At 66.6% G+C, this 15,384-nt stretch carries 14 protein-coding genes; 2 read left to right on the top strand and 12 right to left on the bottom strand.

Going from position 1 to position 15,384, the window contains the following annotated elements:
* Nucleotides 1-27: 27 nt before the first annotated feature.
* The 8 genes from AB4099_RS29435 to AB4099_RS29400 form a co-directional block, all read right to left on the bottom strand.
* Nucleotides 28-795, bottom strand: a complete 768-nt coding sequence (locus tag AB4099_RS29435) for an ABC transporter ATP-binding protein (RefSeq protein WP_441480705.1) — start codon at nt 793-795, stop codon at nt 28-30.
* Nucleotides 792-1,805: a FecCD family ABC transporter permease gene (locus AB4099_RS29430; RefSeq protein ID WP_441480704.1), complete on the bottom strand. Its 1,014-nt coding sequence runs from the start codon at nt 1,803-1,805 to the stop codon at nt 792-794. Before AB4099_RS29430 ends, AB4099_RS29435 begins: the two co-directional genes overlap by 4 nt.
* Nucleotides 1,806-1,809: 4 nt before the next feature.
* Nucleotides 1,810-2,844 (bottom strand): iron ABC transporter substrate-binding protein, encoded by a 1,035-nt coding sequence (locus AB4099_RS29425; RefSeq protein WP_441480703.1) that lies wholly within the window; start codon nt 2,842-2,844, stop codon nt 1,810-1,812.
* Nucleotides 2,831-3,316: an SAM-dependent methyltransferase gene (locus AB4099_RS29420; RefSeq protein ID WP_113517661.1), complete on the bottom strand. Its 486-nt coding sequence runs from the start codon at nt 3,314-3,316 to the stop codon at nt 2,831-2,833. Before AB4099_RS29420 ends, AB4099_RS29425 begins: the two co-directional genes overlap by 14 nt.
* Before the next feature lie 11 nt (nt 3,317-3,327).
* Nucleotides 3,328-4,116, bottom strand: coding sequence for a molybdate ABC transporter substrate-binding protein (locus AB4099_RS29415; RefSeq protein ID WP_441480702.1), 789 nt, complete (start codon nt 4,114-4,116; stop codon nt 3,328-3,330).
* Nucleotides 4,116-4,253, bottom strand: coding sequence for a hypothetical protein (locus AB4099_RS29410; RefSeq protein ID WP_441480701.1), 138 nt, complete (start codon nt 4,251-4,253; stop codon nt 4,116-4,118). The genes AB4099_RS29415 and AB4099_RS29410 overlap by 1 nt, the downstream gene beginning before the upstream one ends.
* Before the next feature lie 6 nt (nt 4,254-4,259).
* Complete coding sequence (locus AB4099_RS29405; protein ID WP_441480700.1) at nt 4,260-5,186, bottom strand: hypothetical protein; 927 nt, start codon at nt 5,184-5,186, stop codon at nt 4,260-4,262.
* 63 nt (nt 5,187-5,249) lie between these two features.
* Nucleotides 5,250-6,383 (bottom strand): DSD1 family PLP-dependent enzyme, encoded by a 1,134-nt coding sequence (locus AB4099_RS29400; protein ID WP_113517664.1) that lies wholly within the window; start codon nt 6,381-6,383, stop codon nt 5,250-5,252.
* Nucleotides 6,384-6,526: 143 nt separating this feature from the next.
* Here AB4099_RS29400 and AB4099_RS29395 point away from each other — a divergent pair, with 143 nt between their 5' ends.
* Nucleotides 6,527-8,347: an ABC transporter ATP-binding protein gene (locus AB4099_RS29395; protein WP_113517665.1), complete on the top strand. Its 1,821-nt coding sequence runs from the start codon at nt 6,527-6,529 to the stop codon at nt 8,345-8,347.
* Between the two features lie 12 nt (nt 8,348-8,359).
* Here AB4099_RS29395 and AB4099_RS29390 read toward each other — a convergent pair whose 3' ends face one another.
* From AB4099_RS29390 to AB4099_RS29380, 3 genes are all read right to left on the bottom strand, one after another.
* Nucleotides 8,360-8,929 carry an invasion associated locus B family protein gene (locus AB4099_RS29390; protein WP_162768377.1) on the bottom strand — a complete coding sequence of 190 codons (570 nt, stop codon included), beginning with the start codon at nt 8,927-8,929 and terminating at the stop codon, nt 8,360-8,362.
* A 114-nt stretch (nt 8,930-9,043) separates the two neighbouring features.
* Complete coding sequence (gene obgE, locus AB4099_RS29385) at nt 9,044-10,087, bottom strand: GTPase ObgE (RefSeq protein WP_441480699.1); 1,044 nt, start codon at nt 10,085-10,087, stop codon at nt 9,044-9,046.
* Between the two features lie 45 nt (nt 10,088-10,132).
* On the bottom strand, nt 10,133-10,999 hold the full coding sequence (locus tag AB4099_RS29380) for a LysR family transcriptional regulator (RefSeq protein WP_113517721.1): 867 nt from the start codon (nt 10,997-10,999) through the stop codon (nt 10,133-10,135).
* A 104-nt stretch (nt 11,000-11,103) separates the two neighbouring features.
* On the opposite strand from AB4099_RS29380, the gene AB4099_RS29375 reads away from it, so the two are divergent.
* Nucleotides 11,104-12,015: a DMT family transporter gene (locus tag AB4099_RS29375; protein WP_441480698.1), complete on the top strand. Its 912-nt coding sequence runs from the start codon at nt 11,104-11,106 to the stop codon at nt 12,013-12,015.
* Between the two features lie 141 nt (nt 12,016-12,156).
* On the opposite strand, the gene AB4099_RS29370 is transcribed toward AB4099_RS29375, so the two are convergent.
* Nucleotides 12,157-15,381 (bottom strand): efflux RND transporter permease subunit, encoded by a 3,225-nt coding sequence (locus AB4099_RS29370; protein ID WP_441480697.1) that lies wholly within the window; start codon nt 15,379-15,381, stop codon nt 12,157-12,159.
* Nucleotides 15,382-15,384 lie beyond the last annotated feature (3 nt).

Here is a 15,384-nt window from a genome sequence, read left to right as displayed (position 1 = left end):
GCCCCCCGAGGCCACGCTGGGACATCTCTATTCGCCCGGCAGGAACGCGACTCGCCCCTCGCCATCACGCACCGTCTCGATCCCGACACCGTAGAGCTCCATCAGGCGGGCCGGAGTCAGCAAGTCCTGCGCGACGCCGCTCGCCAGCATCCCGCCCTCGCGAATCATGATGACGCGATCGGCATGCCGCAGCGCCTGATTGGGGTCGTGCGTGGTGAAGAGCACGCCCAGTCCTTCCGCCGCGAGGCGCCTGATCTGCGTCATCACCTTGCCCTGGTTGCCGAAATCGAGGTTTGCGGTCGGCTCGTCGAGAATGACGTAGCGTGGTTCCTGCGCCAGCGCGCGGGCGATCAGCACGAGCTGGCGCTCGCCACCCGAGATCTGCGTGTAGGGGCGCTCGGCCAACGCCCCGATGCCAAGACGCTCCAGCATCGCCATCGCCACCTCGCGATCATGCCGCGAGGGCGCGGCGAACAGCGCGCCATGAGCGGTGCGCCCCATCAGAACGACGGTGAAGACCGAGAAGGCGAAGGTTCCGGCATGTGCCTGCGGCACGTAACCCAGCGCCCGCGCCCGCTCTGAGACTGTCAGGCCGGCAAGCGGCTTCTCGTCGAGCGTCAGCCCGCCGGCTTGCGGAGGCAGGAGGCCGAGAAGGGTTTTCAGCAGGGTCGTCTTGCCGCTGCCATTCGGCCCGAGCAGGGCAAGCACCTCACCCGCCCGCAGGGCCAGCGTGATCGCCCGGCCGATCTGGCGCTCAGGATAGCCATAGGCGAGATCGACGGCACTCAGGCTCACGACCAGCCTCCGCGGGCGGACGCGAGCAGCCAGATGAAGAAGGGCGTGCCGATCACCGCGGTGAGGATGCCAAGCGGAGTCTCGACCGGGCCGATCGTTCGCGCCAGCGTGTCGATGATCAGCAGGTAGCCGCCGCCGAGGATCGCGGAGGTCGGCACGAGCTTGCCGAAATCGGGCCCGACAAGGAACCGCGCGAGATGCGGCACGACGAGGCCGACCCAGCCGATGATCCCGGCCGCCGCAACGCTCGCTGACGTGACCAGTGTCGCTGCCGCGACGATGGTCAGGCGCAAGGGGCCAGTGTTCAGTCCGAGCGCCCGCGCCTCCTCCTCCGGCAGCGACATGACGTTCATGCGCCAGCGCAGGGCGATCAGAACCACGGAGCCGAGGGCGACCGGGCCGAGCAGCGGCAGGAGATCGGGCTTTGCGGTCCCGGCAAGGCTGCCCAGTAGCCAGAAGGTCATGGCCGGGAGTTGGTTGTAGGGATCGGCCCAGTACTTCACGAGGCCGATCCCGGCGCCAAGCAGCGAGCCGATGACGACGCCGGTCAGGACGAGCGCCAGCACCGGGTCGCCGCGCCGGATGGTCGAGCCGACGACATAGACGGCGCCGACCGCGATCAACCCACCGATGAAGGCTCCGAGCTGGATGCCGACGATGCCGAGCGAGAAATAGATGCCGACAACCGCGCCGAGCGCCGCGCCAGACGAAGCGCCGAGGATATCGGGTGAGACCAGCGGGTTGCGGAATAGCCCCTGAAACGCTGTGCCGGCGACCGCGAGCGCTGCCCCGCAGAGCATGGCCGCAATCACGCGCGGGCCGCGGATATTCCAGATCACCGTTTCCAGTTGCGGCGGCAGGCCCGACGGCTGACCGCTCACCCCCGCCCAGAGGATGCGCAGAAGATCACCGGGTCCGACCGGGAAGCGCCCAAGTGCGAAGGCAAGCATGACGCCGAGCGCGAGCAGGCCTACGGCGAACAGGTTTCCGCGCGCGGAGGATGGCGACAAGGGGTTAGCCTCGCCCGGTCAGGATACGGTCGAGTTGCGCGTCGGTCGGCGTCACCTGATAGAACAGCGTGTGGAATTCCCGTGCGAGCAGTCGGATATCCTCCGGGAACTGTGCGGGATAGAGCAGCTTCGCCAGCCACCACAGCCCGATCATCCGGTTGACCGAAGGCGGAAAATCGACCCAGCCAAAGGGCAGCTTCGGGGAGAGATGCACGCGGTGATCGCGCACCGCCCGGACATTCGCCCAGGCAGGATCGCTGGAGACGCCATCGGCGAAGACGGGATCGATGGTGACGATCACCTCTGGATTCCAGGACAGGATCTGTTCGAGCGAGACATTCGCAAGACCGCTGCCCGGCGTCTCGGCCGCGGCATTGCGCGCCCTGAGGAAGGACAGTGTCTCGACATTGATCGAGCCGCCGAGCCCCGTCTCCAGCCCGCGCGGTCCGCGCGCATAATACACTGAGGGACGCTTCTCCCCGGGAATCATCGCGATACGCCCCATGATCGTCGCCATTGCGGTCTCGCACCAGCGCGCCAGCGTCTCGGCCCGTTCGCCGCGTCCGGTCAGCTGACCGAGGATGCGATAGCTTGCCGGAATCTGCTCGAAGCGACCGTCGAGCAGCGCATAGGGGATGCCGGTCTGCTCCTGGACCCGCATCGCCAGCTCGACATAGGTCCTGCCCGTCGAACCGGCATCGACAATCAGGTCCGGCTTGAGGCCGAGCACCACTTCGAGATTGGCGCTGTTGCCGCGCCCTGTGATCCGACCGACTTCCGGCCTGTCGCCAATTCCAGGCAGCAGGAACTCGCGCTCCTCCGCGCGATTGGCGCGCGGCCAGCCGAGCAGCAGGTCGGGCGCAAGCGTGTAGAGCGTGATGGCGGCCGGTGGCCCCGCCGGAAAGACGCGTTCGACCCGGGCCGGAATGGCGATCTCGCGCCCGGCGCCGTCGCGCACGGTTGCGGCACGCGCAATGCGCGGCGCGGCCAGCGCCGTGGCAAGGCCGCCCAGAACGGCACGACGGTCAGGTCCGCGCATGATGATGCTCCGTGCCGGCGCCCGATTGCGGGCAACGGTTCGGTTTTATGTCGAGAAGCGGCGTACCGTCGACACAGTCGAGCCCGCGCACCCGCAGCGCGCCCTCCTCGACTCCGATGAGCCTGACCCGCGACAGGGCGATCGGGTTGGGGCGGACCGGCGAGCGCAACGCAAAAGTGCCGAGGAGCCGGCCGCTGGATTTCGGGCTCTGGGTCAGCAGATCCCTTCGGGCCAGGTTCATCCAGTACAGCAGGTCGAGATACGCGCAGGCTTCGACCCCGGCCAGCGCCGGCCACCAGGTCGCATCGATCTCGACATGGCAGATCGGCCCCGATTCCGGGTCTCCACGCCGCGGGCATTGATCGCGTGAGGCGAAGGGCGTGCGCAGCCGGCCGATGAAGACGAGATGCGCGTCCTGCCGATCGGGCAAGGCAGCGATGGTCTCGCCCGGTCGCGTCGCCTGCCAATCCATTGCCTGCTCCGTCACTTCGACCCGCTATTCGGAAGAACCGGCGCTGCAAAGCCGTGTTTCGCCAGAATCTCCTGCCCCGCCTGCGACAGGATGAACATGGCAAGCCGGTAGCCGTTTGGCGAGGCCGCGCTCATCACGGTCAGCCCATAATCGGCCCCGACCGCGAGCGCGGGCGGCAACCGGACCAGCGTCACGCCGGGCTGCTCCCGGGCGAGCGGTTGGGCATTGGTGCAATAGGCCAGGAAGATATCGGCCTCGCCACGGGCGAGCTCGTGGCCATAGGCGTTGACGCCGTCAGGGGCGGCGGCGCTGCTGGGACCGCCCGTCAGCTGCAACGCCTTGGCTTCGAGCGCCGCCCTTGCACCGGGCATCAAGGCTTCGGCCCGCGCGAAAACCTCGAAGGCGTAATCGCCGGAGGGATCTGCCTTCGGCGTCGAGGTGCCGAGCCTGATGGATGGATCGAGCATCCGCTCCAGCACTGTCTCGGCAGTGACCATCAGGCCCGGCCGAACGAAGGCGCAGAGTTCGTTGCGCGCGAAGAGCACGACCGGCTCGGCCAGGCCCGCTTCCGCCAGTGCAGCCGGGTGGTCCATGTTGGCGGAAGCGAACACCTCCGCCGCTTCGCCCTTGGCCAACCGCTCGCGCAGCAATCCCGAAGGGGCATAGGCAGGTTCGACCTGAACCCCGGTCAGGGTTTCGAATGCCTGGGCCACCTCGGTCAATGCCGCGCGCAGGCTCCCGGCGGCGTGGAGCAGGGCCGGCTGCCGCCGTGGAGCCGCGGGGAAAGTGTCCTGCGCCATCAGCAGCTCGACGACGATGGGAGGGCGGATTGGCTCATGCGCCGGCCTGCGTCGTATTGGCGAAGAAAGGCCGTGAGCGCGGCGCCCTGCAATTCGGTGGTCGCGGTCTGCCCTTCGGCGCTGATCAGCTCTTTCACGATAGCCTATCGATCATTGATCGTCTCACGCAGGTGCTCGGCCGAGGTCCGCCACGATGACACGGTACTGGATGAGACGGTACCGATCGAGCAGCGACTTGTCGCCTTCGACGACGATGGCACAGCGCTCGCCCAGCCAATGCCTTCAGTTTCGCGCGTCTGGAAATTTCTCCAGGCGCAGACGCGGTGGACATATTCGCGGTCCCTTTCAGCTTCGCCAAAGGGCGCGACAAGCCAGTCCCAGCGTTCGTCAGGCGGCGGGAGCGGGACCCCGCGCGCCAGATCCAATTGGTCCCTCACCGTGCCATCGCGGTCATGCTCGCGCATCTCGACATCGCTGATCAGGCAGACGCGCCCCGCGAAACGCGCAAGATCCTGGAGGTGCCAGGCGATGCAGCGCGCCGGCAGATCATCCGGGAGGGCGGCTGCGCGGTCCCCGTTCTCCTCGAGCCAGTCCTCGACCGGCCAGGCGAGCTGCGACATCAGGTTGGCCGAGATCACCAGATCGACCTCCGTGTCCGCACTGAAATCGGCCAGCGGGTCGCTACGCCCCTGGCGCTCCCCCGCCAGCCAGCCCATGACGCCAGTCAGATCGCGCGTCACCAGTTCGGCATTTCGGCGCAATGCCATGCGCAACCGGACCTGGGGCAGGTGCACCGCATCGATCAGCACGACACGCTGAAAACGAGCGCAGAGCAGATCGAGCGGCACGTCGCGCACCAAACCCGAGCCAAGCACGACGGCCGTGCGGTGCCGTTCGAGCTCGCCGACGATCTGCGTCACGACCGCCTGGCAGCGCTGGTGGTGCGGCGCCCAGCTCTCGCGCTGGCGCAACCCCCGCGCCCAGAGCGCCGTGCTCTCCCGCAACAGGCCGAGCTGCCGCGTCATCCGTCCGACCGGGGTCGCAAGGGTCAGCAGGAACTCAGCCAGCATCGGACCTTGTGTCCGAAAAGATGAAGCGGCTTCCGGACGCAATCATGCGCGGCCTCGATGTCTTCAGGTCAGTGCGCCGCGCCCCGCAACCGGCCAGAGCGTCTCGACATGCGCATCCGGACCGTGCAGCCCGCGCACGCCCACATACCAGTCATGCAGGTTCACCGTCGGGTCGCAATGGCCGGGAACGAGCAGGATGCGGTCGCCGCGATGCGGCAGGGCGATCGGGTCGCCAGTGAGGACGCCATGTTCGTCGGAGGGTTTGGTATAAATCACGCCATCGCGCTGGAACGGCATCGGCATGCCGGAATCGACCGCCGCCGCCTTGTGCCCGGCATCGACGATGGCGCGATCCGGCACGGGCTTGCTCATCACCCCGGCGAGGACGAAGAGTGCGTGTTCGAACGACCTGAAGGGGGTGCCGTCCGCCTGTCGATTGCGGGCGTAATCGGCATCCATGAAGATGTAGGAGCCGGCCTGAATCTCGTTCCAGATGCCGGACTGGCTTTCGAGCTCATAGGTACCGGTGCCGGCGCCGCTGACATATTCGCAGTTGAGGCCCGCCTGGGCGAGACGCTCCACCGCATTGCGGGCGAGCAGCCCGGCACGCTCGATCGCCTCGCGCCGCTCGTCGATCGAGCGCATATGCTGGGCAGAGCCATGATAGGCCTGAACGCCCGTGAAGCGCAGCGAGTTGCTCCGCGCGACCGCCTCGGCGATCCGGACCGCTTCGCCGACGGCCACGCCGCAGCGGCGCCCGCCAATATCGAGCTCGACCATGACATCGAGCATCACGTCGTGCCGCGCCGCCGCCTCCGCTGCCTCGCGCACGCCCTCGGGATGGTCGACGCAAAGGCCGATCCGTGCGTTGCGCGCCAGCTTGGCGAGCCGGTCGAGCTTGGCCGGACCGACGATCTCGTTGGTGACCAGAACATCGCCGACACCGCCCGCAACGAGAATCTCGGCTTCGGAGACCTTCTGGCAGCACTGGCCGACGGCGCCATGCGCGATCTGTAGCAGGGCGATATCCGGGCTCTTATGGGTCTTGGCATGAGGACGAAGACGTACGCCATGGGCCTGCGTATAGGCGGCCATGGCGACGAGATTCCGCTCGAAGGCGTCGAGATCGAGAACGAGCGCTGGCGTGTCGATCTCGGCGAAGCTCTGGCCGATCTGGGCCGGCGGGGGCGCGGGCATGGGTGTACGCTATCTCCGGAATCAGTTGCAGCACTGTGGCTATGGGACGCCAGCTTCTTGTCTGGAACAAGACCGGAGCGCGAAGAGCCACCCCGCCGCCGTGCCAGTGGCATATCGCGGTCGACCATGTTAGGCCCCGCGCCATGAAGATCGGCCGCGTTACCGACGACACCTTTGCGCTCTTCGCCCGCGTCTGGCGCGAGCGCGTCAACGCCTACCTGCCCCAGATGGCGATGATCCTGGCACTTGTGGTGGTGATCGCCGCGACAACCAGCTTCTACCCGCTGCTCATCAAGGCGGCCTTCGACGCCTTCGCCGACCCCCTATCGGCGGAAGCGACGGGCTTCGTGCGCCGAATGGAGCGTCTCGTCTCAAAGTCGATCGGCATCGAAATCGGCGTGGTCAATGCCGTTGCCGTCGTCGTCGTCATCGTTACGGCGATCAAGGGCTTCTCGCTGCTCACGCAGACCGTGATGACCAATAGCGTCGTCAGCCGAATCGAAGCGGATATGCAGTCCGCGCTCTACGCGCATCTGATCGATGCCGACCTTGCACAGCTCCAGCGCGAAAACCCCGCGTCGCTGACCCAGCGCTTCACCACCGACTTCACCTATGTGAAGGAGGCATTGACCCGGATCATCAACATTGCCGTGCGCGATGTCATGACCTCCATCGCACTGGTCGGGGCCCTTCTCTGGATCGATTGGCAGATGACCCTTGTCGTCCTGCTGATCGCGCCGATCGTCGCGCGCCCGATCGGCCGGATCGGCAAGAAATTGCGCCGCATGGCGATGTCGCAGCAGGAGCAGACAGGCATCATGGCAAGCCTCGTCACCGAGAGCTTGCAAGGTGCCCGCGTCGCCAAGACGGATTCGCTCGAGCCCTATCTCAAGGCGCGCGCCGCGCATGCCTTCGAGACGATCCGCTCCCTCAAGATGAAGGCTGCCAATGCCCGCGGCCGGCTCGATCCTCTGCTAGAGGTCGCCGGTGGCATGGCGGTCGCTGGCGTCCTCGCCGCCATCGGCGTCAGGATCACTGCGGGCACCAGCACGATCGGCGATTTCACCGGCTATGTCTCGGCGCTGCTGCTCGCGGCGCAGCCGATGCGTTCGCTCGGCAACCTCAACGCCATCCTGCAGGAAGCCGGAGCCTCGCTGAAACGCTACTATGCCCTGATCGACGAGAAGCCTTTGGTCACCGAGCGGCCCGGTGCGCAGCCCCTCAAGGTCGGCGCCGGCGAGATCGCCTTCCGGCACGTTCGCTTTCGCTATCGCGATGATGCCCGCGCCCTGGAGGGCATCGATCTCGTCGCACAGGGTGGCAAGATGACGGCGCTGGTCGGTCGCTCCGGCTCCGGCAAGTCGACGCTGCTCACGCTCGCGCCGCGCCTTTACGACCCGAACGAGGGCCGCATCGAGATCGACGGGCAGGATCTGCGCGACGTCACGCTCGCCAGCCTGCGCGGCCAGATCGGCGTCGTCAGCCAGGATGTCATGCTCTTCGACGATACGGTGCGGGCCAATATCGCCTTTGGCCGACCGGGAGCGAGCGAGGCCGAGATCATGGCCGCCGCCAGGGACGCAGCAGCGCATGATTTCATCATGGCCATGCCCGATGGCTACGATACGCAGGTCGGTGAGCGCGGTTCGAAGCTGTCAGGCGGCGAACGCCAGCGTGTCGCCATTGCTCGGGCCATCCTGAAGGATGCGCCAATCCTGCTGCTCGACGAGGCGACGAGCGCACTCGACACCGAGTCAGAGCGGCTCGTCCAGCAGGCGCTCGCCCGGCTGATGAAGAACCGCACGACGCTGGTGATCGCCCATCGCCTCTCGACCGTGCGCGAGGCCGATCTCATCGTCGTGCTGGAAGAGGGCCGGATCGTCGAGACCGGTAGCCATGACGCCCTGATCGAGCATGATGGCACCTATGCCCGGCTGCACCGGCTGCAATTCACCGAGAACTGAAACGCGCCGATCTCAGGGCTCGCGGGCGAGCGCGTCCACGGCCGACTGAAAGCCCTTGAACGAGAAGGGCAGCACAACGGCGCGATTGGCGCCATCCTGATAGCGGAGCTGGCCGGCTTCGCTATAGCCGCGCCAGCGCTTCAGCAGCTCGTCGCTCACGTTCACCTCGGCGAAGCAGCCGCCGGGAAGGCAGCGCTGGAAGTCGGCAAGCGTCCCCTCGTCCTTCTCTCCGAGCGCAAGGCGGATACCGGCCTTGGCGCCGAGGCTCACATTCGGCGGCACCTGCACCACCAGCTTGTAGGGCTCATTGCGCACCGGCCGCCCGAGCGCGATCAGCGCCACCGGGCCGCGCTGCCCCTGCACCTCGAGCGTCTGCACGATCTCGCAGATCCGGGTCCCGACGCCCTGCTGGCAGCGATGTGTCCAGTCGCCATAGGTCGCCGTCGTATTGTCCGGCTGCGAAACGCCCCCAGGAACGGCCGGAGACGGTGCATTCGCGGAGGGGCGCTGCGCCTGGGCATGGGCTGCGCCACTGAAGATCACGACGGAAACGAACGCGAGAGGCCGAAGCTTCGAAATCACCTGACAAGTCCCCCTTTGACGGCACCCAAGACTTAGACGGTGGCGTGCGTTTCCACGCAAGCCGTTTGCAGCTCGCTGGGAACGGTGGTCAACAACACCGTGGCAAATCACGGGTTATGGGCGCCAGCCGGCTTCCAGCGCCGGTGCATCGGCCTTGGCCTCTTCCTGCCGCGCCTCTTCGACCACAGCGAACAGGGCCCGCAAGGCATCGTCGACGCCCTGGCCAGACGCTGATGACAGCACGATCGGCGCGCGCTTGGCGGCCCGCTTCAGCCGCGCGACCTGCTCCTTGAGCAGTTCCGGGCTCAGGGCGTCCACTTTCGACAGCGCCACGATCTCGGGCTTCTCGGCCAGGCCCTCGCCATAGGCCTCGAGCTCCTCCCGAACGGTCTTGTAGGCCTTGCCGGCGTGTTCGCTGGTGCCTTCGACCAGATGCAGCAACACGCGGCAGCGCTCGATATGGCCGAGAAAGCGATCGCCGAGCCCATGCCCCTCATGCGCTCCCTCGATCAGGCCAGGAATATCGGCCAACACCATCTCGCGCCCGTCGACCCGCACGACGCCAAGGCCGGGATGCAGGGTGGTGAAGGGGTAATCGGCGATCTTGGGCTTCGCAGCGGTCACGGTGGCAAGAAAAGTCGACTTGCCGGCATTGGGGAGGCCGACAAGCCCGGCATCGGCGATCAGCTTCAGGCGAAGCCAGACCCAGCGCTCCTCGCCCGGCAGGCCCGGATTGGCATGGCGCGGCGCCTGGTTGGTCGAAGTCTTGAAATAGGCGTTGCCGAAACCGCCATTGCCGCCCTTGCACAGAACGAAACGCTGACCGGGTTCGGTCAGGTCTGCGATCAGGGTCTCCCCGTCTTCGTCGAAGACCTGCGTACCTGGCGGCACCCTGAGCGCGATCGGCGGGCCGTTGGCGCCATGCCGGTCCTTGCCCATGCCATGTTCGCCGATCTTGGCTTTGAAATGCTGCTGGAAGCGAAAGTCGATCAGCGTGTTGAGCCCCTGCACGCATTCGATCACGACATCGCCACCGCGTCCGCCGTCGCCGCCATTGGGGCCGCCGAATTCGATGAATTTTTCGCGCCGGAAGGAGACGCAGCCTGCGCCGCCGTCACCGGCCTTCACATAGATCTTGGCTTGGTCGAGGAATTTCATTGCTTCTCAGTAGTGGGCCGCGGGCCGAAGGGCAATGCGGGCGGCTCACGCGGCAAGCCGTGGAGCGGCCATTTCTTCGCGAAGCGCCTGTGCAAAGCGCCGGGCCGCGAGACTAGGGCTAGGCGCGACGATGAGACCGACCGAAAGCTCGAACAGCGGTGGCAGGCCCTCAGCCGCGCCAAGCCGCCGCAGACTCGGCGGCACCGCGCTTTCGGTGATCGCCGTGACACAGAATCCGGCCTCGACCGCGGAGATCACGCCTGCCGTATGCGAGGAGGAAAAGACCAGCCGATGCGCCCGCCCTGCTCCGGTGAGCGCCGCCAGGACACGCGGGCGCGCCCGGCAGCCCTCGGAAAACAAGGCCAGCGGCAGAACCTCCTGCAATTCCGGGCGATGACCGCGCGCCGCGACCCAGACCAGCGGCTCGCGGCGCAGCGTTTCTCCCCTTGGCCGCACCGGATCCTGCGTGATCACGGCGATATCGAACTCGCCGGCCGCAAGCGCGGGCTCGATCCGTTTCGAGAGATCGCAACGCAGTTCCAGCTCGACGCGCGGATGCTCCGCCGCAAACCGTGCGATCAGCGGTCGCAAATAGGCGTCGACATAATCGTCGGGCACGCCGACGCGCAGTCGCCCCGTGGCTGCCTCGCCGCCCAGATCAGCCAGAGCTTCGCGCTCGACCGCGAGCAGGCGCCGGGCATGACCGATCAGCCGTTCGCCGGCATCGGTCGGCGTCACCCCACGCCGCGAGCGCTCGAGCAGCTTCTGGCCCAATTGCGCTTCAAGATCCTGGATGCGGACAGAAACCGCCGATTGCGTGCGGCCGAGCCTGACGCTCGCAGCCGTGAAGCCGCCGGTCTCGGCGACCGTCACCAGCATATCCAGCGCCGCCAGATCGAAATGAGTCGCCATCGCCTCACCCATCGGAAATTCGAATGGAACGATGAGAATAATCCGTTTTTCCGATTGAAGGAAGCGCCCTATATCGCCGGCACTGCCCGTCGCGGATGACCCTGATGACCACCCCGAGCCTCGCCTTGTCACGTCCGGCCGCACCCGGCCTCGCCATGTTCGTCGCCCTGATGACGGGCGCGACCTGCATCGGCTTTTCCGGCATCTTCGTGCGTTATGCCGATGTCGGACCGGCCGCCGCCGGCTTCTGGCGCATGCTCTTTGCCCTGCCGGTGCTCGCAGCCTGGACCGCGTTCGAACGGCGCAAGGCCATATCAGGTGCCGCGCGGTCTCACGGGTGGTGGCCCATCGCACTGGCCGGGTTCGCCTTCGCCGTCGACGTGACGCTCTACAATGCCTCGCTTGGCTTCACGACGATCGCCAACGCCTCGCTGCTGGGCAATCTCTCGCCGGTCGTCGTTGTTCTGGCAGCCTGGCTCCTGCTCGGTGAGAAGCCGACCGGGCGCATCCTCGGCGCGCTGTTGCTGGCGATCGGCGGCGCGTTGATGCTGGTGCTGCCGAAATTCACGTCCTCTACGGCCGCGGCCAGTCCGGGCAGCATTTTTGGCGACAGCCTGGCAGTCGGAGCGGCCTTCTCCTACGCCGTCTACATCATCGCCATTCGCCGGGCCCGCGACTTTGCCGATGCGGGGCGCATCGGCCTGATCTCCAGCGCGCTCTGCGCCGTCTTCTGCATCGCGGTCGCGATCCTGCTTGGCGAGACCATCCTGCCGCAGAGCCTGCAGGGTTGGCTCGCGGTGATCGCGCTCGGCCTCGTCTCGCATGCACTGGGCCAGGGACTGATCACGCTGGCGCTCGGCCAATATGGCGCCAGCGCCGCCTCGCTGGTGATGGTCTGGCCGGCGCTGGTCAGTGTTCTCGCTGCCTGGGCGATCTTTGCCGAGCAGCCCTCGCCCGCGCAGGCCTTTGGCGGCGTGGCGATTCTGGCAGCGGTTCTGCTCGTGCGGAAGGGCTGAGGTTCGTTGCCACGCTTGGGGCCGCCCCTCTGAACTGGCCTGAGATTGCGCCCCCTGTTGCGACGTGCAGCAGGTTCTGCGGCCCAATCTCGAAGCCATCGACGGAGCCGCTTCCGCTCGGCTCCGTCCCGCGCTTCGGCCCTATTCCGCCGCCAGTCGCGGCGGCGGCAGCTTTCCACTCATCGCCTTGGCGCTGGCTTCGCCGGGCGATTCCTCATCCCCCATGGGCTCCCAGGCCGATTCATCTTCCGGCTTGCTGAAGAAGCGGCCGAAGAGCCAGCTGAAACCACGGCCGACATCGTCCATCACCGTGTAGAACGATGGCACGAAGACGAGGCTGAGCACGGTCGAGACGATCAGACCGCCGATCACCGCGATCGCCATCGGCGCGCGGAACTCGCCGCCGTCGCCGACGCCATAGGCTGAGGGCAGCATGCCGGCTGCCATCGCGATCGTCGTCATCACGATCGGCCGGGCCCGCTTGCGCCCGGCCTCGAGCAGCGCCGTGATCCGGTCCTTGCCGCGGGCGACCTCCTCCACCGCGAAATCGACCAGCATGATCGCGTTCTTGGTGACGATGCCCATCAGCATCAGCAGGCCGATATAGACCGGCATCGAGACCGGATTATTGGTCGCGAGCAGCGCGATCACCACGCCGCCGAAGGAGAGCGGCAGCGAGAGCAGGATGGTCACCGGCTGGGCGATCGAGCCGAACAGCAGGATCAGCAGCGCAAAGACCAGCATCAGGCCAGTGGTCATCGCCGTGATGAAGCCCTGCACGACCTCGCCCTGGATCTCGGCGTCACCGGTAGCGGCAATCTTGACGCCGGCCGGCAATCCGACCTCTTTGACGATCTCGTTGAAGGTATCCTGCGCGGTGCCGAGTTCGAAACCACGTTTCAGATCGGCGCCGATCGCAGCCCGTCGGACGCGATCATAGCGGTCAATCGAGCTCGGCCCCTCGCCGAAGCCGATATCGGCCACCGCCGTCAGCGGAATCGAGACGCCGCTGGTATTGGTGACACGCAGGGCCGCAATGTTGCGGATGTCGGCGCGGGCAGCCTCATCGAGCTGGACACGGATCGGCACCAGCCGGTCGCCGGCATTGAACTTGGCGAGATTGGCACCCGCATCACCGATCGTCGCGATGCGCACCGCTTCCGAGATTGCCTCCGGCGTAACGCCGAGGGTTGCCGCCTGCTCGAGCTTCGGGGTGACGCGCAGCTCTGGCCGGCTGAGCGAGCCGGCAGTCGCGACATTGAGGTAGCCGTCGACCTGGCGCATGCGCGCTTCGATCCGGGCCACCGCCTCGTCGAGCGCATCGCCGTCCTTGGAGAGAATCGAGAACGCCATCTCGCGCTCGCCGCGCTCATTGACATACCAGGCCCGGGCATCGGGGACGCTGGCGAGCTTCTCTGCGATGACGACCTTCAGGTCCTTTTGCTTGATCGCCCGGTCGCCCTTTGGCGTCAGCATGACCGTGACCGAGGCACGCCGGACCTCCCGCTGTCCGGTGGGCGAAGCGCCACCGAGCACGAAGACATGCCTGACCTCGGGAATCGTCCTCAGCGCGTCGACGATCTGGTCGGTGGTGACGCGCGTTTCTTCCAGCGTGGCGCCCGGCGGCAGCTCGACGCTGGCGACGACACGCGCAGTGTCCTCCTCCGGGAAGAAGCCGGTCGGCAGCAAGGCCGTCGCCTGGATCGAGCCGAACAGGAAGATGAAGCCGACCACCAGGGTCAGATAGGCCATGTTGAATGGCAGTTTGCGCCAGCGCCCCGTGCCGTCGAAGCGTGGCAGCAGCGGCAGGCGAATCCGCGCAAGCGTGAGCCGCAGCAAGCCGACATAGCCGCGCATGAACGGGCCGGGCTTGTCATCCTCGTGCTTCACCGGTCGCATCAGATAGGCCGCCATCATGGGCGTGATCAGCCGCGCCACCAGCAGCGAGAACAGCACCGCGATGGCGACCGTCAGGCCGAACTGGCGGAAATACTGCCCAGCGATACCGCCCATGAAGGAGACCGGCGCGAAGATCGCGACGATGGTCAGCGTGATCGCGATGACCGCCAGGCCGATTTCATCGGCCGCCTCCATCGCCGCGCGATAAGGCGATTTGCCCATCTTCATATGGCGCACGATGTTCTCGATTTCGACGATCGCGTCGTCGACCAGGATGCCGGTGACGAGTGTGATGCCGAGCAGGCTGACGAGATTGAGCGAGAAGCCCAGCATCTGCATCGCCCAGAACGTGGGAATGGCCGAAAGCGGCAGGGCGATAGCGGTGATCAGCGTCGCGCGCCAGTTGCGCAGGAAGAGGAAGACGACGAGCACGGCCAGCGCCGCGCCCTCGAACAGCGTCTCCATCGCCGACTGGTAGTTGCCGTGGGTATAGGCGACGGCATCGTCGATCAGCTTCAGCTCGATCGACGGGTAGCGCTTGTTCAGCTCGTCGATGCGCGCTGCAACCACCTGCTTGACCGAGAGCTCGCTCGAGCCCTTGGAGCGGAACACCGCGAAGGTGACGACGGGCTGCTTGTCCAGGCGGCTGAAGGAGCGCGGTTCGGAATTGGAATCCTCGACCCGGCCAAGCTCTTTCAGCCTCACCTCGCGGCCGCCGGTGAGCGAGATCTTGGTCTCGGCCAAGTCGGCCACCGTGCGTGCGCCGGCGAGCGTACGAATCGCCTGTTCCTGGCCGCCAACCTCGCCGCGCCCGCCGGCGAGGTCGACATTGGTGGCGCGAATCTGCCGGTTGACTTCACCGGCCGTGGTGCCGAGCGCCAGCAGCCGGTCGGGATCGAGCGAAATCCTGATCTCGCGATCGACGCCACCGTAGCGATCGACGCGGCCAACACCCTTCAGCCCCTGCAATTCGCGCGCAACGACATCGTCGACATGCCAGGAGAGTTGCTCGAGCGTCATGCCGGGCGACGATGCGCCATAGCTCAGGACCGACTGGCCCTCGACATCGATGCGCTGGATCACCGGCTCGTCGATAGTGCGTGGCAGGTCCGCTCTGACCTTGGCGATGGCGTCCTTGACGTCGTTGACGGCCCGGTCGGTGTTCACCTCCAGCCGGAACTCGATCAGGGTGAGCGACTGGCCGTCGGTCAGCGTCGACATCACATGCTTGACGCCAGTGATGTTGGCGACCGCATCCTCGATGCGCTTGCTGACCTGGCTTTCGAGCTCCGCCGGCGCTGCGCCGGCCTGGGTCACCGAAACCGAGACGAAAGGCACGTCGATATTCGGCATCCGCGTCACCGGCAGCGTCGAAAACGACATCACCCCGAGCACGCAGAGCACTACGAAAAGCAGGATGGCCGGGACCGGTTTGCGGATCGACCAGGCCGAGAAATTGATGTTCATTCC

Source organism: Allobosea sp. 2KB_26 (assembly GCF_052115715.1).
Classification (GTDB): Bacteria; Pseudomonadota; Alphaproteobacteria; order Rhizobiales; family Beijerinckiaceae; genus Allobosea.
This window is presented reverse-complemented; position numbering and strand designations above follow the sequence as displayed.